General features: G+C 61.1%; 19 protein-coding genes and 1 tRNA gene. 8 read left to right on the top strand and 12 right to left on the bottom strand.

Annotation, left to right across the window (positions count from 1 at the left end):
• Positions 1-9 precede the first annotated feature (9 nt).
• Both JQ592_RS09070 and JQ592_RS09065 read right to left on the bottom strand, forming a co-directional pair.
• Positions 10-513: a GAF domain-containing protein gene (locus JQ592_RS09070; RefSeq protein ID WP_211402486.1), complete on the bottom strand. Its 504-nt coding sequence runs from the start codon at positions 511-513 to the stop codon at positions 10-12.
• A complete protein-coding gene (locus JQ592_RS09065; RefSeq protein ID WP_211402485.1) occupies positions 510-1,868 on the bottom strand; it encodes an MFS transporter in 1,359 nt (452 codons plus the stop codon). Before JQ592_RS09065 ends, JQ592_RS09070 begins: the two co-directional genes overlap by 4 nt.
• 112 nt (positions 1,869-1,980) lie before the next feature.
• Between JQ592_RS09065 and JQ592_RS09060 the strand changes: the two genes are divergently transcribed.
• On the top strand, positions 1,981-2,904 hold the full coding sequence (locus JQ592_RS09060) for a LysR family transcriptional regulator (protein WP_211402484.1): 924 nt from the start codon (positions 1,981-1,983) through the stop codon (positions 2,902-2,904).
• Positions 2,905-3,042: 138 nt separating this feature from the next.
• On the top strand, positions 3,043-4,074 hold the full coding sequence (locus tag JQ592_RS09055; protein ID WP_211402483.1) for an LLM class flavin-dependent oxidoreductase: 1,032 nt from the start codon (positions 3,043-3,045) through the stop codon (positions 4,072-4,074).
• A gap of 9 nt (positions 4,075-4,083) precedes the next feature.
• Here the strand turns inward: JQ592_RS09055 and rlmB are convergent, their stop codons facing one another.
• Positions 4,084-4,911: a 23S rRNA (guanosine(2251)-2'-O)-methyltransferase RlmB gene (gene rlmB, locus JQ592_RS09050; RefSeq protein ID WP_211402482.1), complete on the bottom strand. Its 828-nt coding sequence runs from the start codon at positions 4,909-4,911 to the stop codon at positions 4,084-4,086.
• Between the two features lie 207 nt (positions 4,912-5,118).
• On the opposite strand from rlmB, the gene JQ592_RS09045 reads away from it, so the two are divergent.
• The 5 genes from JQ592_RS09045 to JQ592_RS09025 all read left to right on the top strand — a co-directional run bounded on the left by JQ592_RS09045 (position 5,119) and on the right by JQ592_RS09025 (position 11,928).
• Positions 5,119-5,204 (top strand) — tRNA-Tyr (locus tag JQ592_RS09045).
• Between the two features lie 209 nt (positions 5,205-5,413).
• Positions 5,414-5,722 carry a hypothetical protein gene (locus tag JQ592_RS09040; protein ID WP_211402481.1) on the top strand — a complete coding sequence of 103 codons (309 nt, stop codon included), beginning with the start codon at positions 5,414-5,416 and terminating at the stop codon, positions 5,720-5,722.
• Between the two features lie 188 nt (positions 5,723-5,910).
• Entirely contained in the window at positions 5,911-8,694 is a 2,784-nt protein-coding gene (locus JQ592_RS09035) for a class I SAM-dependent DNA methyltransferase (protein ID WP_211402480.1), read from the top strand.
• Positions 8,691-10,763, top strand: a complete 2,073-nt coding sequence (locus JQ592_RS09030; RefSeq protein ID WP_211402479.1) for a DEAD/DEAH box helicase — start codon at positions 8,691-8,693, stop codon at positions 10,761-10,763. Before JQ592_RS09035 ends, JQ592_RS09030 begins: the two co-directional genes overlap by 4 nt.
• Positions 10,753-11,928, top strand: coding sequence for a GIY-YIG nuclease family protein (locus JQ592_RS09025; RefSeq protein WP_211402478.1), 1,176 nt, complete (start codon positions 10,753-10,755; stop codon positions 11,926-11,928). Before JQ592_RS09030 ends, JQ592_RS09025 begins: the two co-directional genes overlap by 11 nt.
• A 542-nt stretch (positions 11,929-12,470) precedes the next feature.
• On the opposite strand, the gene JQ592_RS09020 is transcribed toward JQ592_RS09025, so the two are convergent.
• The 8 genes from JQ592_RS09020 to JQ592_RS08985 form a co-directional block, all read right to left on the bottom strand.
• Entirely contained in the window at positions 12,471-12,887 is a 417-nt protein-coding gene (locus JQ592_RS09020; RefSeq protein WP_211402477.1) for a hypothetical protein, read from the bottom strand.
• Positions 12,847-13,392: a Panacea domain-containing protein gene (locus JQ592_RS09015; protein ID WP_349630456.1), complete on the bottom strand. Its 546-nt coding sequence runs from the start codon at positions 13,390-13,392 to the stop codon at positions 12,847-12,849. The genes JQ592_RS09020 and JQ592_RS09015 overlap by 41 nt, the downstream gene beginning before the upstream one ends.
• A gap of 70 nt (positions 13,393-13,462) precedes the next feature.
• A complete protein-coding gene (locus JQ592_RS09010; protein ID WP_349630454.1) occupies positions 13,463-16,003 on the bottom strand; it encodes a phage tail tape measure protein in 2,541 nt (846 codons plus the stop codon).
• Positions 16,004-16,008: 5 nt separating this feature from the next.
• Complete coding sequence (locus JQ592_RS09005) at positions 16,009-16,263, bottom strand: hypothetical protein (protein ID WP_211402475.1); 255 nt, start codon at positions 16,261-16,263, stop codon at positions 16,009-16,011.
• Positions 16,264-16,268: 5 nt separating this feature from the next.
• The gene (locus JQ592_RS09000; RefSeq protein ID WP_211402474.1) at positions 16,269-17,111 is read right to left on the bottom strand and encodes a hypothetical protein; all 843 of its coding nucleotides are present in this window, start codon (positions 17,109-17,111) and stop codon (positions 16,269-16,271) included.
• A 5-nt stretch (positions 17,112-17,116) separates the two neighbouring features.
• Positions 17,117-17,317 (bottom strand): hypothetical protein, encoded by a 201-nt coding sequence (locus tag JQ592_RS08995; RefSeq protein ID WP_211402473.1) that lies wholly within the window; start codon positions 17,315-17,317, stop codon positions 17,117-17,119.
• Complete coding sequence (locus tag JQ592_RS08990) at positions 17,314-17,502, bottom strand: helix-turn-helix transcriptional regulator (protein WP_211402472.1); 189 nt, start codon at positions 17,500-17,502, stop codon at positions 17,314-17,316. Before JQ592_RS08990 ends, JQ592_RS08995 begins: the two co-directional genes overlap by 4 nt.
• A gap of 149 nt (positions 17,503-17,651) precedes the next feature.
• On the bottom strand, positions 17,652-18,167 hold the full coding sequence (locus JQ592_RS08985; protein ID WP_211402471.1) for a transposase: 516 nt from the start codon (positions 18,165-18,167) through the stop codon (positions 17,652-17,654).
• Between the two features lie 362 nt (positions 18,168-18,529).
• Between JQ592_RS08985 and JQ592_RS08980 the strand changes: the two genes are divergently transcribed.
• Positions 18,530-18,667, top strand: coding sequence for a hypothetical protein (locus JQ592_RS08980; protein WP_211402470.1), 138 nt, complete (start codon positions 18,530-18,532; stop codon positions 18,665-18,667).
• A gap of 351 nt (positions 18,668-19,018) precedes the next feature.
• On the opposite strand, the gene JQ592_RS08975 is transcribed toward JQ592_RS08980, so the two are convergent.
• On the bottom strand, positions 19,019-19,216 hold the full coding sequence (locus JQ592_RS08975; protein ID WP_211402469.1) for a hypothetical protein: 198 nt from the start codon (positions 19,214-19,216) through the stop codon (positions 19,019-19,021).
• Positions 19,217-19,299: the final 83 nt, after the last annotated feature.

The raw sequence follows: 19,299 nt of genomic DNA, 5'->3' as shown, positions 1-19,299 counted from the left end.
ACAGTCCTGTCAGAGATCGGCCGGCGCGAGCAGCGCCGGCAAGGTGAGCTGGGCAAAGGGAAGGCACGCAGCGACGTCATCCTCGCCGTACCAGCCCGCCTCGTGAAGCAGATTCAGCGAGCCGAGGGTGCGCCCACGCCAGCGCACGGGCATGTTGAGCACGCTTTCGCAGCCGAGCGAAGCGATCAGCTCGTGGTCGGAGAAGACGGTGCGCAGATCGTCCCGCGTGTAGCCGATATAGGCCTCGCCGCGGTCCAGCACGGCCTCGGTCCACGGGCCCGGTGCGAGGCGCTTGCGTCCGCCCGTCGGGTATAGACCGGGCAGATTGGAGTAGAGGCGAGCCAGTTCGCTGGTCGCCTCGTCATAGGTGAGGACCGTGAACAGCTTGTGCCCGATCGCCGACTTCAAGCCTTGGTCGAGCGCAGCGAACAGCGCATCCGGCTGATCCACCCCGCCCTGCGCCGCCGCGACGGCGCAGAGCAGCGGATCGGCATGCAGCTTCGGCCGTGTCATGCCACCTCGCCCGCCGCAATCTCCTCCAGCGAGCGGCCGCGGGTCGGCACGCCCATCAGGACGACGGTGACCGCCCCGAGCACGAGCACGGTGGTGGTGATGCCGAACACGCCGGCAAAGCCGAAGTTCGGATAGAGATAGCCGACCAGGATCGGCGAGACGATCGCGCCGATGCGGCCGATCGCCGACGCAAGGCCTGCGCCCGTGGTTCTCACCGGCGTCGGGAACACTTCGGCGGTGTAGGCATAGACGCCTGCATAGGTGCCGTTCATGAAGAAGGACAGGAGAATTCCCGCCGCCATGATCTGCTGGTCGCTCTGCGCGAAGGCAAGCCCGAGCGCGCTGGCGCCGCCGAGCACCATGTAGGTCGCAATCGTCGCCTGCCGGCCGATGCGCTCGTTGAACCAGGCGGCGCTGAAATAGCCGGGAATCTGCGCGCAATAGATCGCGATGGAATAGGCAAAGCTCTTGGTGATGCTCATGCCGTTCTGGACCAGCAGGCCGGGGATCCAGACGAAGAAGGAATAGTAGCTGAAGGTGATCGCCAGCCACATGATCCAGGTCATGATGGTGATGCGCGCCTGCCGGCCCGCCAGAAGCGCCGCGAAATTGGCGAGCAGCGTTCCGCCCGCCCCCGTGGGCGCCGTGGCCTCGACGACCGGCTGCGGCAGGACATGGCCCTCGCGCGCAAAGCCCGCCTCGATCCTGTCGAGCAAGGCTTCGGCTTCCTTGCCCCTGCCGCGGCTTTCGAGCCAGCGCGGCGATTCCGGCAGCGCCCTGCGCCACCACAGCAGCATGACGACCGGCACTGCGGTGATCACCAGCACGATGCGCCAGCCGTTGTCGGAGGCGGGCACGATGAAGTAGCCGAGCAAGGCTGCAGCGACGAAGCCGAAGGAGAAGAAGCCGGCGAGCGCGCCGGTGAAGCTGCCGCGGTAACGCCGCGCAACGAATTCCGCGAGATAAGGCGCGATGATCGCACTCTCCGCGCCGGTGCCCATGCCGGCCACGACGCGCGCGGCGAAGAAGGACGGCCATGTGTCGACCGCCGCGCTCACGATGGATGCCGCGCAATAGAGCGCCAGCGCCGACATCATCACCGCGCGGCGGCCGATCAGGTCACCCAGCGTGCCCGCCAGCAACGCGCCGAACAGGAAGCCGATATAGGTGCTGCTGCCGAGCACGCCGATCTGCACGCTCGTCAGATTCCACGCCGTGCGGAGCACCGGCAGGATGAAGGCCAGCACCGCTGCGTCCATTGCGTCGAACATGTAGCCGAGCCCGCCCATCAGCAGCAGATGCGTGTGGAAACGTGCGAACGGAAGGCGCTCGATGCGCGCCGATATCATCGACATGAAAGTCCCCCTCTGATGTCACGGGCCCGGCGCGCCGCTCGGGAAGGAACCATAGACAAAGCGACATTATCGTCATAATTTATAATCATGATCTGATATATCACTATGGTGAATGTTCGTGTCGTTCCGCGCGCTCGACCTCAACCTCCTGAAAGTCTTCGAGGCGCTGATGACCGAGGGCAGCGTCACGCGCGCCGCGAATGCGCTGAGGATGACTCAGCCCGCGGTCAGCAACGCGCTCGCGCGGCTGCGCGACGCGCTCGGCGACCCCCTGTTCGTGCGCGCCGGCACCGGTATCCGCCCGACCCAGCGCGCCGTGGTGCTGTGGGAGCCGATCGGCGAGGCACTGGAAAGCGTCCGTGGTGCGCTCGACGAGCAGGTGTTCGATCCCGCGCGTGCACAGACCGAATTCAGCCTGTCGATGTCGGACTACGTCTCCTCGCTGGTGATGCCGAACCTGCTCGGCCATCTCGGCAAGGTTGCGCCGAAGTCGCGCGTCCACACCGTGCCCAATACCGTCGTCGAGATCGCCGACCAGCTCGAACACAACAGGGTGGACTGCGTGCTCAGCGTCTATGTCAACGAGGCGCAGCAACCGGCCGCCATTCGCTCGCGCTCGCTGTGGACGGTCGACTATGCCTGCTTCATGCGGCGCGGCCATCCGCTCGCCGCCCAGAAACGGCTGAGCACGCGGACCTTCCTCAACGCCGGCCACGTCGACGTGAGCCTCGCCGGCAAGACCATGCCATCCTACGACCTCTTCCTCGCCTCGCGCGGGCTGTCGCGCAACCTGGTCGCAACCGTCAATCATTACAGCGCCGCCTACGAGGTCGTCCGCCAGTCCGACCTGATCGCCGTGCTGCCGAGCGACCTGCGTTCGCAATCACGGCACGCGCCGCTCCTGCACGCGATGCCGCTTCCCCTGAAAGCGCCGCCCCGCATCGTCAGCCTGTTCTGGCACCAGCGCAACGACACCGTGCCGGGGCAGCGCTGGCTGCGCGAAACCCTGGTCGAGATGTTCGCCAGATCCGACTGAGCCCCCCGGTTCGATGCAGAACCGGAAACGATGCCTTTCCCGGATCAGCATTGTCGAAACGGTCTTCGCGCCCTAGCTGCACGGCAACTGTTTCCTTCCACATGACGGGCGCCGTTCGCGCGCCAAGAGACCTCATCGATGACCGCACCGCTCGAATTCGGACTGGACACCTTTGGCGACGTCACCAGGGGCGGCTCCGGCGCCATGCTTCCGCATGCGCAGGTGATCCGCAACGTCGTCGACGAAGCCGTGCTGGCCGACGAGCTCGGCCTCGACTTCATCGGCCTCGGCGAGCACCACCGCGCCGATTTCGCGATCTCCTCGCCCGAGACCGTGCTCGCGACGATCGCTGCGCGTACAAAGCACATCCATCTCGGCTCGGCCGTGACAGTGCTGAGCTCGGACGATCCGATCCGCGTGTTCCAGCGCTTTGCGACGCTGGATGCGCTTTCCAACGGGCGCGCCGAAGTGATCCTCGGCCGCGGCTCGTTCACCGAATCCTTTCCGCTGTTCGGCTTTGACCTGCGCAAATATGAAGAGCTGTTCGAGGAGAAGCTCGATCTGTTCGCCGCACTGCTGTCGCAGCAGCCGGTGACCTGGCAGGGCAAGCTGCGTCCGCCGCTGAGGGACCAGCTGGTCTATCCGCCGGTCGAGAACGGCCGGCTCAAGACCTGGATCGGCGTCGGCGGCAGCCCGCAATCGGTCGTGCGCGCCGCGCATTACGATCTGCCCTTGATGCTCGCAATCATCGGCGGCGATCCCGCGCGCTTTGCGCCCTACGTCGATCTCTATCACCGCGCCTTCAAGGAGTTCGGCCGCCCGGCACAACCGATCGGCGTGCACTCGCCCGGCTACGTCGCCGAGACGGATGCGCAGGCGCGCGAGGAGCTGTGGCCCGATTACAAGGCCATGCGCGACCGCATCGGCAAGGAGCGCGGCTGGCCGCCGATGGGCCGCGACGAGTTCGTCAACGAGGCCGAGCACGGCTCGCTCTATGTCGGCTCGCCGGAAACCGTGGCACGGAAGATCGCGACGACCGCGAAGGCGCTCGGCATTTCGCGGTTCCAGTTGAAATATTCGGCCGGACCGTTGCCGCACGAGAAGCTGATGAAGAGCATCGAGCTCTATGGGCGCAAGGTGGTGCCGCTGGTGCGGGAGATGATGGGGTAGCCCTCGAGGCTACTTCATCAGCCCGAGCCGGCTGGCGCCGACATAGAGCGAGAGCACGGCGGCGTTGGAGACGTTGAGGCTCTTGATCTCGCCGGGCATGTCGAGCCGCGCCACGACGCTGCAGGTCTCGCGGGTCAATTGCCGGAGGCCCTTGCCTTCGGCCCCCAACACCAGCGCCAGCGGCTCGCGCAACGCGACGTCCGAAAGGTTCTCGGTGCCCTCGCTGTCGAGGCCGACGGTCTGGAAGCCGCGCTCGTTGAGCGCGGTCAGCGCGCGTGCGAGGTTCTGCACGGTCACCATTGGCACCAGCTCAAGCGCACCCGAGGCGGCTTTCGCAAGTACGCCGGTGGCTTCCGGGCTGTGACGTGCGGTGGTGACGATCGCCTTCACCGCAAAGGCGGCGGCCGAGCGCAGAATGGCGCCCACATTGTGCGGATCGGTGATCTGGTCGAGCACCAGCACCATGCCTTCCTGCTTCAGGGTCTCGATGTCGGGCGAAGGCAGAGGATCGGCTTCCGCGAGCAGGCCCTGATGCACGGCATCGGGCGATAGCAGCCGATCGATCTCCTGGGGCCGCACGATCTCGGGCGCGACGCGGGTTTCGATGTTTTCCTCCGCGAGCCGCCTTGCGGCATTCTCGGTCAGCGTCAGCTTGCGGATCCGCCGCGCGGGATTGGCCAGCGCCATGGTGACGGTGTGCCAGCCATAGAGGATGACGGGCCCGTCGGATTGCGAATCGCGGTCGCGCCAGGCAGGACGGCCGGCCGATTTTCCGGGCCGGTTGAAGGGCTTAGCCCCGCCGCGGGAGCCCTTGGGGGCGAATTTTCGTTCCTTCATGGGCTCGCTTGTGTCACGGGCGCCGGAATATGGCAATTTGGGTGCCTTCAGGGGCGATTTTAGCTGTTCGCCTCGGTTGACTTTGCCCCACCGCTTCGCCCATAAACGCGCCCGGTCGCGCCCCGATCCGGGCTGTCGCGGCCTTCACGTTCCATGGCCGTCTTCGGTCCGCCGGTAAGGTCCGGCCCGATTGTGCTGCCGTCGAGCGGGGGAGTGTCCCGAGTGGCAAAGGGAGCTGACTGTAAATCAGCCGCCTCATGGCTTCGCAGGTTCGAGTCCTGCCTCCCCCACCAATATTTTCAATAGCTTAGGTGAAAAATCTGATGCCGCCCCGCGTGGCCGATTTTCAGGTAAGTCCTGAGCCCCACTCCAAGCCCCACTAGTCCCGCAGCTAGCTCAACCGACCAAGGGCGAATTGTCGTTGGCTCCGATTGCTACCTTGGCTGCTGCCTGAATAATTCAGCAGAATACGCTGATGAGGTCCGAATCGGGGGGCGAGCTAATGTTCAAGGGCGCATCGCGGCACATGCAGCGCATGGCGGCAAAGACCAACAAGAAAGCGGACCAGGCCCGAAAGCTCAGCAAGTTAGACCAGATAGCCAAAGGCAAGTCGTCAAAGGCTTTGCGTGGCAAGCTCAAGAACATCGAAGGACAGGCAGCGCGAAGGGCAAAGCGAAAGGTGGTGCGGGCCGAGAGGGAAGCGTTGGCGAGCGATCCGGTAGCAATTGAAGAGCGAGCGCGGAGAGTTGCGGCAAAGCTCGCACACCGCATGCGCAACGTTGTCGTCGAGGTAAAGAAGAAGTCGCGTTGAGGGGGTTGAAACGCCGCACGCCGCTTTACTACCAATAGCCTCGCTGTCGGGCTGGATTGCATCTAAGGTTGAATCCCTAAGCCCTTGATACAGAGCGCTTGGCGCTCGAAAATCCCAATTTGGTTGACTCGTCCCCGAGTCATATTGCTTTGAATGGTAGGAAGAGTGTCTAGGAATCAAGAACAAGCATGAACGCCGTCGAGATTGAGGAAGCCATATCGGCCCTTGCCGAGCAGCCATTCAACGGCGGTGAGTTTCCGTATCTGTTCCTACAAGCGTTCGGGAATAAGGAAACCACGATCAAGCGGCTGCGCGCGGGCGCGTCGAACAAGTCCGACCTGGGCGGGGTCCTGCAAACCAACAACATCCATATCGCCGCCGCTGCGCCCGACGCGGTCACGAAAACGCTGGCCGCGCTGAAAGCCAGTCCGGCCACCGCGAAGGCGAAGGCGCGGTTCATCCTCTCAACCGACGGTGCGGATTTCGAGGCGGAGGATTTGGACACAGGCGAAACGGTCGCCTGCGCCTATACCGATTTCCCCGATCACTTCGGTTTCTTCCTGCCGCTGGCCGGGATCACCACCGTCAAACAGGTACGCGAAAGCTCGTTCGACATCCGCGCCACCAGCCGCATGAACCGGCTTTATGTCGAGCTTCTGAAAGACAATCCCGATTGGGGTACCGCCGCCCGCCGCCACGACATGAACCATTTCATGGCGCGGCTGATCTTTTGCTTCTTCGCCGAAGATACCGACATTTTCAGCGGCAAAGACCTGTTCACCAATACAATTGCGCGAATGAGCGAGCGGGATTCGTCGAACACCAATGAGGTGATCGGCGAGTTGTTCCGCGCTATGAACACCAAGCGCGAGGATCGCGCGAGCGCCGGTATTCCAAGATGGGCCGACGCTTTCCCCTATGTGAACGGCGAGCTTTTCTCAGGCAGCGTGGCCGCGCCGCGTTTCAGCAAGATCGCCCGCTCGTATCTTCTGCATATCGGCAGTCTCGACTGGACGAAGATCAACCCTGACATCTTCGGTTCGATGATCCAGGCTGTCGCGGAGGACGAAGAGCGCGGTGCGCTCGGCATGCACTACACTTCCGTGCCGAATATTCTCAAAGTCCTCAATCCGCTGTTCCTCGATGATCTGCGCTCGCGGCTTGAGGAAGCGGATGACAATCCCCGCAAGCTGCTCAATCTGCGCAACCGCATGGCAAAGATCAGGGTGTTCGACCCCGCTTGCGGCTCTGGAAATTTTCTTGTCATCGCCTACAAGGAAATGCGCGCTATCGAGGCCGAGATCAACAAGCGGCGCGGTGAGGCCGACCTGCGCACGGAAATTCCGCTTACCAATTTCCGTGGCATCGAGTTGCGCGACTTCCCTGCTGAGGTCGCGCGCCTTGCGCTGATCATCGCCGAGTTTCAGTGCGACGTGCTGTATCGCGGCCAGAAGGAAGCCTTGCAGGACTTTCTGCCACTTGACTCACAGAACTGGATAACCTGTGGCAATGCGCTGCGACTGGATTGGCTGAGCATCTGCCCCCCGACCGGGACCGGGGTAAAACTGCTTGGCGACGACCTGTTTTCGACGCCGCTGGATCAGGCGCAGATCGACTTTGAGAACGAGGGTGGCGAAACGTATATATGCGGAAATCCACCATATCTTGGTTTTTCTTGGCAGAATGCTGAACAAAAGGCTGAAATTCGTGATCTTCTCAACGGACGAATTTCTTCCAGCGGTTTCCTGGACTATGTAGCCGGTTGGCTAGTTAAGGCTGCCGATTACGGTACGCATACAAATGCGGCAGCTGCCATCGTGGCTACAAATTCTATCTGCCAGGGCCAGCAAGTCTCTATCCTTTGGCCTCTAATCATCCAGACGGGGCATCAAATCGCCTTTGCACATACGTCATTCAAATGGGCGAATCTTGCAAGCAACAAGGCCGGTGTTACCGTCGTGATCGTTGGAATATCCAATCATCCTCCTCGAGTCAGGCGATTGTTTTCACTCGTCGACGATGGAAGCGTTCTTGTAAGGGAGGCAGGAAACATCAATCCCTACCTAGTCGATGGGCCGAATCTTTTTGTTGAGCCCTCTGACAATGTGCTCGGCGCAATGTCCAAAATGGACAATGGCAACAAAGCTGTCGATGGTGGACACCTTCTTTTGGAGCCCAATGAAGTCCTCGCCCTTTCTCTGACCGAAGAGCAACGCGCGAAGATCATAAGACGCTTTGTGGGTTCTCTTGAGGCGATCAACGGGAAAATTCGATATTGCATTTGGATACCGGACGATGCGCGCGAGTTTGCCTATTCCATTCCGGTCATACGATCGCGAATCGAACTTGTTCGGGAGGAGCGATTAGCAAGCTCTAAGAAATTGACTCGGGACTCCGCCGCGCGTCCCCACGCATTCCAACAAGTTCGGCAGCGCGGCAATGAAACCGTTATTGTTGTTCCCAGCGTAAGCTCGGAAAGTCGTGACTTTCTTCCGGTACTCCTCATGGAGCCCGGAACAATTATGTCTCATAAGTGCTTCGCGCTCTACGACGCTCCCCTCTGGAACATGGCGCTTATTGCGTCCCGACTCCATTGGATTTGGATAGGTGCTGTTTGCGTTCGTCTTGAAATGCGCTTCTCGTATTCTAACACCCTTGGCTGGAACACTTTTCCAGTCCCTACGCTCACAGAGAAGAATAAGGCAGACCTGACCCGGTGCGCAGAGGATATCCTGCTGGCGCGCGAGGCACATTTCCCGGCGACCATCGCCGACCTTTACGACCCGGAGCGCATGCCGGCTGATCTGCGTTCGGCGCATGAGCGAAACGACGAAGTGCTCGAACGCATCTACATAGGCCGCCGTTTTCGCAACGACACCGAGCGGCTGGAAAAGCTGTTCGATCTTTACACCAAGATGATTGCGTCGCCAGGGGCAGCGGCGAAGAAGAGAAAAACGGGGGCAAGCGCGTGACCGACGACAAAAAAGGCATCCCTTCCGTTTCCGTCTCATATGCCCGAAACGGTTCATCGACCAAGGCCAACGCGCTTGGCATGCGGCCGATGCAAGAGCGCGCTTATGAACGGCGCGGTGAGCAGTACCTTCTCATCAAGTCGCCCCCCGCCTCCGGCAAGAGCCGGGCGCTCATGTTCATTGCGCTCGACAAGCTCGCCAATCAGGGTCTCAAGCAGGCTATCATCGTCGTGCCGGAAAAATCCATCGGCGCGAGCTTCCATGACGAGCCGTTGACCAAATACGGCTTTTCGGCCGATTGGGTCGTTGCGCCCAAATGGAACCTCTGCGACGCGCCCGGCTCGGACAACGGCGGCAAAGTCAATTCCCTCGGTGTATTCCTCGACAGCGATGATAAGGTTCTGGTCTGCACCCACGCGACCTTCCGTTTCGCGGTGGATAAGTTCGGGGTCGAGAAGTTCGACAACCGGCTGATCGCGGTGGACGAGTTTCATCACGTTTCTGCCGATCCGGAGAGTAAGCTCGGCCAGCATCTCGGCGCGTTCATCGCACGCGATAAGGTGCATGTCGTCGCCATGACGGGCTCATACTTTCGGGGCGACGCGGTGCCAGTGCTGGCCCCGCAGGACGAGGCGAAGTTCGATCCCGTCACCTATACCTACTACGAACAGCTGAATGGCTACGAATATCTCAAGCAACTTGATATCGGCTATTTCTTCTATTCCGGTTCCTATGCCGACGACATACTGAGGGTCCTTGACCCGGACGAGAAAACCATCATCCACATCCCAAGCGTCAATTCGCGCGAAAGCACGAAGGATAAGATCAGGGAGGTGGAACACATCATCGAGGCGTTGGGCGAGTGGCAAGGCGTCGACCCCGCGACCGGCTTCCAGCTCGTCAGACGGTCGGACGGAAAGGTACTACGCATAGCGGATCTTGTGGATGACGACCCGGCCAAGCGGGACAAAGTGTCAGCCGCGCTGAAAGACGCCGCGCAGAAGAACAACCGTGATCATGTCGACATCATAATCGCCCTTGGTATGGCTAAGGAAGGCTTTGACTGGATTTGGTGCGAGCACGCGCTGACGGTCGGCTATCGGTCCAGCCTCACCGAGATCGTGCAGATCATCGGCCGCGCGACCCGTGACGCGCCGGGCAAGACCCGCGCCCGCTTCACTAATCTGATCGCCGAGCCGGACGCCTCCGAGGAGGCGGTCACCGAAGCGGTCAACGACACGCTGAAAGCTATCGCCGCGAGCCTGTTGATGGAACAGGTGCTCGCGCCGCGCTTCAACTTCACGCCGAAGAACACGCAGAGCGGCCCGGTTGCCGGCTTCGACTACGGCGAAGGTGGCTATGATCCGAGCAAGGGCAATGTCGGCTTTAATGAGCAAACCGGGCAGTTTCACATCGAGATCAAGGGTCTTGCCGAACCCAAGAGCAAGGAAGCCGCACGCATCTGCACCGAGGATCTGAATGAAGTCATCGCCGCTTTCGTTCAGGACAAGACCACCATCGAGCGCGGGCTGTTTGACGAGGAGCTGATCCCCGAGGAACTGACCCAGGTGCGGATGGGGAAGATCATCAAGGACAAGTATCCCGAGCTTGACGAGGAAGATCAGGAGGTCGTGCGTCAGCACGCTATCGCCGCTCTCAACATCACTCAGAAGGCCAAGCAGATTGCGGTTGGCGGCGACGGAGCTGGAGGCGATGATCAGCCGAGCGCCAACACTGCGCTGATCGACGGGGTGCGGAAATTCGCGATGGACGTGCGCGAACTGGATATCGACCTGATCGACCGGATCAATCCATTCGGCGAAGCCTATGCCATCCTTGCAAAGACCATGAGCGAGGACAGCCTGAAACAGGTCGCCGTGGCAATCGCCGCCAAGCGCACCAGCCTGACGCCGGAGGAAGCCAAGGGGCTTGCCGTCCGTGCGTCGCAGTTCAAGAAGGAGCGCGGCAGGTTACCCTCTATCGACGCCCAGGACCCTTGGGAGCGGCGCATGGCAGAGGGCGCCGTCGCGTTCATGCGCTTCAAGAAGGAGGGCCGCTATGACGGATGACCTCGATCTTGATGAACTGGCGGCAGACCTCGCCGACTTCGCCCCGCAGGACAAGAAAGGCGGCCGTAGCCCACGGGAGGAACGCATTATCGCGGGCTTCGAAGAAATCCAGCGCTTCGCCGAGGCCCACGGCCGCGCGCCAGCGCATGGCGAGAGCAACGACATATTCGAGCGGCTTTATGCCGTGCGCCTCGACCGGCTGCGCGGACTCGAAGAATGCCGTTCGCTTCTCGCACCGCTCGACAAGCAGGGCCTTTTGGCAGGCGTGGCGACGCCCGCCGCCGAACCTGCCGAATCGATAGATGACGATGAATTGCTTGCCGAGCTGGAAGGCATGGGCGCGCCCGACATTACCGAGCTTCGCCATGTCCGTACCGCCGCGGACAAGCGCGCGGCCGAGGAAATCGCCAACCGCACGCCATGCATGGACTTCGATAACTTCAAGCCGCTATTCATTCAGGTGAAGAAGGACCTCGACGCCGGCAGACGTCAGACACGGCGCTTCCAGACGATGGCCGAGATCAAACAGGGCGAGTTTTTCATCGTCGGCGGTCAAATCGCTTATGTCGCGGAAGCCGGCGACGAATTTGTGACCGAGTACGACCGTCGCGACAGTCGGTTGCGCGTGATCTACGACAACGGCACCGAGAGCGACGTCCTATTGCGCTCGTTGCAACGTGCCCTCCACCGCGATGAGGCGGGCCGGCGTATCACCGACCCCACGGCGGGGCCGCTGTTTTCCGGCGGGAGCGAAGACGGCGACTTGGCCAGCGGCACGATCTACGTGTTGCGTAGCAAATCCGACGATCCCAAGCTCGTCGCCAGCCGCGATGTTCTGCATAAGATCGGGGTGACAGGCGGCAATGTGGAAACGCGGATCGCCAATGCTCGGCTCGATCCGACCTTTTTAATGGCTGACGTGGAAATCGTCGCTACCTACAAGCTGTCCAATATCAACCGGACGAAGCTTGAGAACCTCATCCACCGCATCTTCGACTCGGCGCGGCTCGATATTGAGATCAAGGATCGCTTCGGGCATCCGATCGTCCCGCGCGAGTGGTTTCTCGTGCCCATTTTTGTGATTGACGAGGCCGTAGAGCGGATAAAGGACGGGACGATCACAGATTATCGGTACGACCCCAAGTCAGCTTCGCTTGTACGGTAAGAAAGATAGCCCGCAGCTCACATTTGACCGCCAGGCGCTGAATGGATGGGCAGCTAGAAGGGCCGTGGTGGGAATTGGTTTTCCGCACCACGGTTCGCGATCAGCCGGCTAGCTGAGTCGCTGGCAGTGCTCGCACTTCGGCCGTCCGCCAGTGCCTGACGCCAGATATTGCCGCTCAATATTGTTGCCTTCGGTGCACTTGTCGTTGTCGTGATAGACATTCCGTGCATTCGGCTTTCTCGAATGAAAGGGAGCAACCTTCGCCATAATGGATTCTCCTTCAAATGCGCCCGCCGATTCGACGCGCGTAGAAGTAGATTCCAAATTTATGCAACTTTGGGGAGTCCTATGTTGTGTAAGCAACTATGACGTTTAGTATAAAAATACCAGCGATGGTAGAATCAAAAACGCCGCCCGCTTAAAACCAGCGCAGGCGGCGGCCTTTCCAGCCCCGGGAGGGAGATAGTAAAATCCCGATCTTATGTGTCTGTGCGGGGCGCTGAAAGGTTCAACACGACACCCGCAGAGGGCAGATTAGGGCGCTATGGCTTTGGTTCGTCCGGCCCAAGAATGCGTTTACCAAGGACGGTTGCCAGCGAACTTGCCGCACCGCTAAAGACAAGCACCTGCACCTTTTCTAGCTCTGAGGCGGAAAGCCATCGCCATTTGTCTGGCGCGACTAGATGCCAAACCCAGATGCATAGGGTCGATCCAAACAGGACAGCGGCAAGAATAATCAGGACAGACACGCCATAGAAAAAGCAGTGGCGCAGAAATTCATCACGGCGAATCTTATTCGCTGCGGCCCAACTGGTCAGGGATTCGCCCTTACGGCTGAGGAAATCGGCTTCCTTGCGTGCAAAGGAATCATCCGCGCCGCCGTTCGCTGGTGGCGGCGGCGGCACATTTGGGGCGGCATCAGAGCCCGAGAGTTCCGACCGCAGCACTTCCACCAGCAATCACTCGCTTGTAATGGTCGCGGATCAACTCGCGCGGGATCACGGCATTCTGCCCAAACCTCTCCCACGTTATCGCCCAAGGCGTGCCGGGCCGATGTGTGAGGCTGGAAAGATACAGACCGCTCAATCCTGCATAGTTCTGGATAATCGCATCGACCAAGCCCTTGTCCCGAGGGCTAAGATTCGGCCGCTCAAAGGTGATCGGCTGGGTGACCTTGGAACTGCCGTAAGGGACCATTGAGTATACGGGGCGGACGACGGGGCCATACTTCCAAGCCTCAACATCGTCCTCGATCAAAGGATCGTCGTAGAAACCCAGATGGAAACCATGCGCAATATAAGTCAGCTTAATGGTTTGGAGGGGGTCCAGACCACCACGCGCACCGCATTGTTCCAACAAGTAGTTGGCAATGGAACGGGAGCTGTAGACTTGAGAAGTTGCACTCATGAGGTGCAATATAATTGATTCATCGTGATTTTTCAATAGTTTAGTTAAGTCTAACACAATCAAGGTGTTATCGCGCTATTTCTTGCCGCCCGTAATTACCCGGAAGTCGCCATCCCGGATCGGACCCTCAATCACTCAGAAGACCGCGCTGCTCGCTTTCAAGCTGGCGCATGAGCACGGCGAATCGGTTGTCGATCTGATTGGCCACGGCGCGAGGATCGTCGGCCCCGTTGATGGTCCAGTGGTTAGTAATCGCGATCGGCCCACCGGCGCGGCTACCGTGCTCGCCGGGGGCGGCAGCAACCGCCGCAGCTCCGTCCGAGGTCAAGCTGCGCAGCTTGTCATTCGACTCGATGCGGCCGGACATGCCGGGCACGAAAAGCTCGGGACCTTCCTCGCCGACAAGGTACGGCTTGCCGTAGCTGACCGGGCCGCCCAGGGCGCGAGCGCCAGCGATGGGCGCAGGGGCCGCGCCGCCTGCCGGGGCTCCCTTGCCGCCGCCGCTAAAGATGTTCTTGATCGCGCTGCCCAGCGACATCGCCTTGTCGATGGCGGCCCCGAAAAATCCAATGAGGCTTTGGATCGCGGAGATCACCGACCGCACGCCCGAGGCTGCAACGCCGCCAACCGTCTCGCCCCACTCGCGCCACTTCGTGTTGGTCGCGTCGAGCGGGCCGAGCAACTGCGTCATCCAGTTGTAGACAGAGCCCAGGCCATCGGCCATTGCCTTCACGGCCGGACCTGCCGGGCCGAGACCTTCCATGAAGCCCTTCCCGAATCCGGCGAAGAACTCCTTGATGCCCGACCAATTGTTGTAGACCCACACGCTCAGAGCCGTCAGCGCGACGACCAGCGCCGTGATGATCAGACCGACCGGGTTAGCGACCAGCGTCCACATGGCGACGCCGATGGCCCGCAGAGCCGTCAGCGGGAAGAGCAGAATCGAGCGCCCAAGGGCGAGCAGAGAGCCGCCAAGAGCGGACAGGGTCGCCCCTGCCCCGAGAGCCGTCAGCATGCGGAAGCCTACAGCCATGGCCGCGAGACGGCCTACGGCAGTCGCTCCGACGCCAGCGATCACCCCGGCGAGCAAGACGAGGCCACGTGCGACCAGACCGACAGGAGTGAGCAAGGCGGTTAGCGCGAACGCGCCGACGCGGCCAATCGCACCGAACGCGAATGCCAACGGACCGGCCGCTGCGGCAGCCGCCGCAAGACCGACGCCGAGCCGCAGAACTGCCGGGTTCGATTGTGCGAGAGACTTGAGCCCTTCGGACACGCTCTTGAATACGGTGGTGATCTCCGGCAGCACCGCCCGGACCAGAGTGCTGCTGAGCGATTGCCAGGATGCATCAAGCTCGCGGACCGCTTTTGACAAGCCTTGATTAGCGATGTCAAAGGTCTTCGCGCTATAACCCGGCGCGTTGGTATTGATGTCTTTGAGGATGCCTTCGAGGTCAGCCTTCAGAAGGGAGAGCATGCGAACCGACTGCCGCCCTTCGAAGATGCGGGCCAGGTCTCCTTGCGTCGCGCCTTTCTTTTTCAGGTCGATCAGGAGCTTCGTGAGGTCCACCTTGCTGCCGGCCATCGTGAATGCAGCATCCACCGCTTGCAACACGGACTCGCGGTCCTTCGCCGCTTCTGATCCGAACTTGGCAACGACCGCGTCATAGATTGCCTTGCGCTGCTTCTCGGTGTTGCCTTCGTTGTCGGCCAGCGCCGCGTCGATATCCCTCTCACTACCGGCCATGTCGAAGCCGTTGGCGCTCAGCCCGGCCGTGACACCGGCGCCGGTTCGCTTACCCCCAGATACATAGTCGCCGTAGTCGAGACCAAGGCGTCCCATCGCTGCCCGGCCTTCCTTCGTCGGCTTGAGCAGGCGCACATATGCCGAGCGAAGGGCAACGCCTGCCTCGGGGCCAAGCTGCCCGGCCTTGTTCAAGGCGATGATCAGCGCGTTGGTGGACTCAATCGACTCGCCTGCGGCCGATGCGGCGCTACCGACGAACTTATAAGCCTCCATCATATCTTTCATTGAAGCGCTGGTTGCGTTGGCGCCATAGGCCAGATTATCGGCGATGCGCCGGCTGCTAGCCGAAGCGTCTTCGACGGTCTTCATGCTCAGCCCGTATTGCGTCACGACCTTGCTCACAGCGCCGGCAACTTCGGCAGCCGGCATGTCGCCGACAATTGAGCCTTCAAGGATCGAAGCAATCGATCCTTTGGCGCCCGGCACTGAGAAACCGGCCTTCAGCATCTCATTGAAGGCCTTCAGGGTGTTCGTCGCGCTCCCGTACTTCGCGGCGATCGCGTCGGCAAACTTCTCAATTTCCAGACGTTCGGAATGCGAGACGCCGCCAAGAGCCTCGGTGAAGTTGCCAGCCCTGTCGCGCTCAAGGGCGCTGCGGATCATGCCGATGGCGGCGAAGCCCGTGGGCGCGGTGACACCCATGGCGAGGTTGCGGCCTTTGCTCTGGACCCGCTCCAACTTTTTCGCGGTCGCATCGATATGCTTTTGCGCGGCAATGAACGGCGCCGAGACGCTTTGCCCGATCTTCGCGACCGTCGCAGCCAAGCTGTTGACTTGCGCCTTCGTGGCATTAACGGCAGCGCCGAGGCTGGGATTGACCTTACCACCGATATTGACGAATACGGAAAATTCTTGGGCCACGTTGCTTACCTAAATGAGCGCGTAGTTTCGTAGAGCAGCGCAATGACCAAATCCCCAGCACGTTGCGCGTCGGCCGGTTCGAGGTGCCGAATGACTTTTCTCGGCACGTCGTACACCTTCGCCAAAGAGCGGATTACCTGCTCGGGCGAGTTGGTTTTGAAGCTCGCAATGGCGTCGAACGACGCTACCGCGAGCTTGTCGTGGCGCTCCCCGTCGATTTCGACGGGGACGGTCAGCGTGATCTCTGCGGGCACGGGCATGTGATTCACCCTCGCGGCCAAATGTGGTCCTCACCTGAGAACGCAGGAGGGAGCCGCACCGATGACAGCGGTGCTTCGCTCTGGCCGGGACGGAAGGACACTCGCTCGATAACAACCTCGCGGTCTTCGAGAGTGGGGATAATGGTGAGCACCCGACCATAGTAGTCGTGCTGGACTGCCGGCACCGGGATTGCTTCGCCGTCAGGTCCGATATCCGCCTGCCGAACTACTTCGTGCGGGGCTTCATACTGAAACTTGACCTTGTCCGTATCGCGAGGGGAACCGGGGTAACGATAGACCCAGCACTTCCGCACCGCGCGTCGCTCACCGGCCGCGCGGTCGGGACTCCTCCGATGGATTGCGTCGTATCCCGCGACGGCTTCGGCGACGGGATTGGATCGCAGCGTGGCGTTCACGGCAGTCGTTTCGATGTCGAGCGCTTCGAGCTTCGCGATCAGTTCCGCAACCCGAGCAGCGTGGACGGCGTAGTCCGCGAGCAGCTTGGCGGCTTCCTTGGTGTTCGCCTTCCGCGCGGCTTCGGCACGCTGGCGCAATGCGTCGTCGGCGGCGACCTTCGCGGCGGCTTCCTCAGCCGCGATCACGGTCGGAAGCTCGGCGGTCAGATGATTGGCGCGCGCTTCAAGTCGCATGATTGCACGCTTGATCGTCGCGGCGTCAGCCTCAGCTTGCGCGTGCTGGCTATCATTCATGACGGCAATGCCGGCAAGGACGCCCTCAAGTTGGGCGCGGTGTGCAGCGATTTCAGATTCCGCCCGTTCGATCTCGGCGCGGATCGTTGCGGAGGTGATAGCGGTCTTGGGGGCGAAGAGTTTGGAGATCATATTCATCGTTATCAGCCTCGATAATTCTGGAAGGCGTCGGTCGCCCGGAGCCATTCCGAGTAGGCTCGCGCCTCAAGATTGTAGGAGCCGAAGACATCGGCGCCCATGCCGAGCGCGGCCATCTTGCGCGCGCAAGCATGACGCTCTTTTGCGGCGGCGTAGGTCGCGGTCGCGTCTTGAACGGCGCGCATCAGTTGCTCGCGGCGGGTCATTTCGAGCCCCCGATCTTGTGCTGCGCAAGCCACGCGTCGAACGCCGTGACGCTATAGCGGCACACGCCCGAACCGACCTGGATGAACGCGGGACCGATTCCGCGACGCGCGTAATTCGCGAGCGTGTTCGCCGAGAAGCCGCCGCGTGCGGCGATCTGGCGACGAGAGAGGAAGACCTCGGACATTTTGGACCTCAAGAAAGCAGCGGCGAGCGGAAGAGAAAACTGGCTAAGAGAACGCTCGCCGCTCTTGTCGTTTCTGCTTTGTCAGAGCGGCGGTGACATGCGCACAATGCTCAACCCGCTCATTCCGCAACAGCCCATTACGGTATCCCTCAAGCGGCGGGCTCTTCGCGCCGGTTGTTGTCATTGGCGTGGCCCGCCATGCGCGCGTCGTGGTCGGCCAGAATGGCGGCCCGTTCGTCCGCCCGCATGCGGAGCAGTTTTTGCTCGACTCCGATATCGATCAGGGCGGCCCAGGTCTGCGGGATATTCATGCGCAGCTTGAGGGCGAGCGCGGTGAGTTCGCCTGCAAGTTCGGGGTTGGGTAGCGCTTCGAGCGCTGCGACGGGGACGAGGCCGAACCCAAGCGTTCCGAGCACCGCCTCCAAACTCTCAAGACCGGCCTTGTTCTTTTTTCTCCAGGCCTTCAACGTAGCATGTTGCACCCCACTACGTTCGGCCACGTCAAGGTAACGCAGTTTTTGCCGCGCCATCTCTGCGAAGACAAGCTTCACATGAGGGCCGACGCGGTCCGGCATTGTCACCGTGCGCGGGTTTCTACGGTGCTTTCGGGAAGGCGGCGGAATTAGCGCGGTGCGGAAATCTTGCGGATAAAGCGGGGGCTGCATTGGTGATCCTTGAGGGCGATTGAACAGGCCCCAAGATCAGGTGAAGGGCGATCCCGCTACAGCCCATTGCAGTCGCCCTTGCGCGCTGCCCCATGTCGCCGCCGCGCGCCTCCCCGAGAACAAAAACCTACTTTTGAAATTTTATATCTAGCAGGATCGGGCGGTCGCGCGTCACCCGCATGGGGGAGCGCCCCGGAAGGACCCGAAGTGGTTCACAAAAAGGCTAGCGATCTGCCGATGTCCGCTTGTCGCACAACAGCAGCGCAATGGTGGCAGTCGCTCGAAGTCGCAGATGGGCCAAGAGGCGACATCGCAGGCTCGGCTCGCTTCGTCCACACCTAGACATCTCTTCGGCGGCGCCAATGGCGATCCTCGCGTATGGCTTTGAACTCCGCACACTGCATCTGGCTTTCGAGAACGCTGAGGCGCAATTTGGCGCGTGCGTCGTCAAGCTGATCCCTCAGCGAGTTGCCCTCGCGCCGCAAGGTGCGATTTTCTAAGATGGCCAATTGGGCCCGTGCAAGCAAGGGATCGAGCATTCATCAATGATGAGCGGTCACAACTTGGTCCGCCACCACACACGTTAATCAGTCGGTTTTTTGCTGCCGATATATTGAAACCTTGTCGTCCGGGCCAAACCTTAGGGGCAGGCGTCGCCAACAATTCGCGCGACTTGGACACCGCACGTATGGAGCGCGCCAGCAACTCTTTGGTTGTCAAGTCGCCAGCCTCACGTCGGCGCATCATTGAGCGATATCGCACAAGCGCCGCGACGTAAGTTTCATCAGGGATGAACCTCATTTGCGCCTCATGGGCGGCCAGCGTGGAGCTGTCGCGCGTCGTGGGTGGTGCTACCCGGGCTGTTTCAAACCCGGCGATGTCAGCCACTCATTCATGTGAGACGCAGTTTCGGCGTGTCGGGCTTTGCGGATAAGTTCTTCGCGTAGAGCGCCGGGCGGAAGCAGCTTGGCTTTTTCGCGCAGGCGCTTCGCTTTTTCGGCAAGGCGGGTTTCAAGGGTAAGAGTTTGTTTGAAACGGCGACGCTGCATGACACAACCTCGTGCTTACGGGTCCTAATCCGTAGGGTTCAGCAGTTCCGATCCTAATATGCAGCCGGGTGGGCTTCAGTTCC

Origin of the sequence: Bradyrhizobium iriomotense (assembly GCF_018129405.1) — a bacterium.
GTDB lineage: Bacteria > Pseudomonadota > Alphaproteobacteria > Rhizobiales > Xanthobacteraceae > Bradyrhizobium > Bradyrhizobium iriomotense_B.
This window is presented reverse-complemented; position numbering and strand designations above follow the sequence as displayed.

What these genes read in the sequence shown, in the direction of transcription:
- JQ592_RS09055 (WP_211402483.1), top strand. Translation starts at nt 3,043, where the DNA reads ATGACCGCACCGCTCGAATTCGGACTGGACACCTTTGGCGACGTCACC.
- JQ592_RS09025 (WP_211402478.1), top strand. Translation starts at nt 10,753, where the DNA reads ATGACGGATGACCTCGATCTTGATGAACTGGCGGCAGACCTCGCCGAC.
- JQ592_RS09065 (WP_211402485.1), bottom strand. Translation starts at nt 1,868, where the DNA reads ATGTCGATGATATCGGCGCGCATCGAGCGCCTTCCGTTCGCACGTTTC.
- JQ592_RS08975 (WP_211402469.1), bottom strand. Translation starts at nt 19,216, where the DNA reads ATGCAGCGTCGCCGTTTCAAACAAACTCTTACCCTTGAAACCCGCCTT.
- JQ592_RS08990 (WP_211402472.1), bottom strand. Translation starts at nt 17,502, where the DNA reads ATGTCCGAGGTCTTCCTCTCTCGTCGCCAGATCGCCGCACGCGGCGGC.
- JQ592_RS09005 (WP_211402475.1), bottom strand. Translation starts at nt 16,263, where the DNA reads ATGCCCGTGCCCGCAGAGATCACGCTGACCGTCCCCGTCGAAATCGAC.
- JQ592_RS09070 (WP_211402486.1), bottom strand. Translation starts at nt 513, where the DNA reads ATGACACGGCCGAAGCTGCATGCCGATCCGCTGCTCTGCGCCGTCGCG.
- JQ592_RS09040 (WP_211402481.1), top strand. Translation starts at nt 5,414, where the DNA reads ATGTTCAAGGGCGCATCGCGGCACATGCAGCGCATGGCGGCAAAGACC.
- JQ592_RS09060 (WP_211402484.1), top strand. Translation starts at nt 1,981, where the DNA reads ATGTTCGTGTCGTTCCGCGCGCTCGACCTCAACCTCCTGAAAGTCTTC.
- JQ592_RS08980 (WP_211402470.1), top strand. Translation starts at nt 18,530, where the DNA reads ATGGCGATCCTCGCGTATGGCTTTGAACTCCGCACACTGCATCTGGCT.
- JQ592_RS09000 (WP_211402474.1), bottom strand. Translation starts at nt 17,111, where the DNA reads ATGAATATGATCTCCAAACTCTTCGCCCCCAAGACCGCTATCACCTCC.
- JQ592_RS09035 (WP_211402480.1), top strand. Translation starts at nt 5,911, where the DNA reads ATGAACGCCGTCGAGATTGAGGAAGCCATATCGGCCCTTGCCGAGCAG.
- rlmB (WP_211402482.1), bottom strand. Translation starts at nt 4,911, where the DNA reads ATGAAGGAACGAAAATTCGCCCCCAAGGGCTCCCGCGGCGGGGCTAAG.
- JQ592_RS08985 (WP_211402471.1), bottom strand. Translation starts at nt 18,167, where the DNA reads ATGCAGCCCCCGCTTTATCCGCAAGATTTCCGCACCGCGCTAATTCCG.
- JQ592_RS08995 (WP_211402473.1), bottom strand. Translation starts at nt 17,317, where the DNA reads ATGACCCGCCGCGAGCAACTGATGCGCGCCGTTCAAGACGCGACCGCG.